The following is a 588-nucleotide window of genomic DNA, read 5'->3' as shown; positions in this document are numbered from 1 at the left end:
GCAACAGGCTCAGGCGCAGGGGCTATCGGAGATACAGGCGCATCGGCGGTGGGCTCGGGTGCGCTGGCAACGGGGTCAGGCGTCTCGTGAGGCGCGTCCGCCAGCGTTGCCGCCTCCGCGTCGCGTGCGCTCTCGATGTCGGTACTCGGCTCGGTCGCAACTGTCTCCACAACGCTCGCCGTCGCCTCCGTCGACTCGGTCATCAGGTTCTCGCGGGTCTGCTCGTCACTCCACATGGTTTCACGGACCTCCTTCAGGGCTATCTCTCCTATTTCGGGGCAGGCTCAGAGACTCCTGCCGACAGCGGCTGCGATTCGTGCAAAACGCCGTCGATATAAGTATACTCCACTGTTTGTGTGTGCGGGTTCCAGAGAATCACATCGGCGCACGCGCCCGCGCGCAGCGTGCCTAAATCCGTCTCGTAGCCGAGTGCGCGGGCGGGGTTCGCCGCGCACACCAGCGAGGCGACCTCCAGCCCCAGCGTCTGGGCGCAGTGGCGCAGGCAGGCGTCCATCGCAACGACGCTGCCCGCCAAGCCGCCCGTTTCGACCATCCGCGCCGCGCCGTCCCGCACCACCGCCTGATGCC

General features: G+C 67.2%; 1 protein-coding gene and 1 pseudogene. Both read right to left on the bottom strand.

Features of this window, described 5'->3' with window-relative positions:
• Positions 1 to 236 (bottom strand): annotated as a pseudogene (locus NW837_RS15820) (hypothetical protein); the annotation flags it as partial.
• Between the two features lie 32 nt (positions 237 to 268).
• The coding region (locus tag NW837_RS15815; RefSeq protein WP_414332672.1) for a hypothetical protein at positions 269 to 588 on the bottom strand (320 nt) is incomplete at its 5' end.

Origin of the sequence: Synechococcus sp. R6-10, assembly GCF_047461815.1 — a bacterium.
Classification (GTDB): Bacteria; Cyanobacteriota; Cyanobacteriia; order Thermostichales; family Thermostichaceae; genus Thermostichus.
The sequence above is the reverse complement of the archived record's forward strand: the minus strand, read 5'-3'. Positions and strand labels throughout refer to the sequence as shown.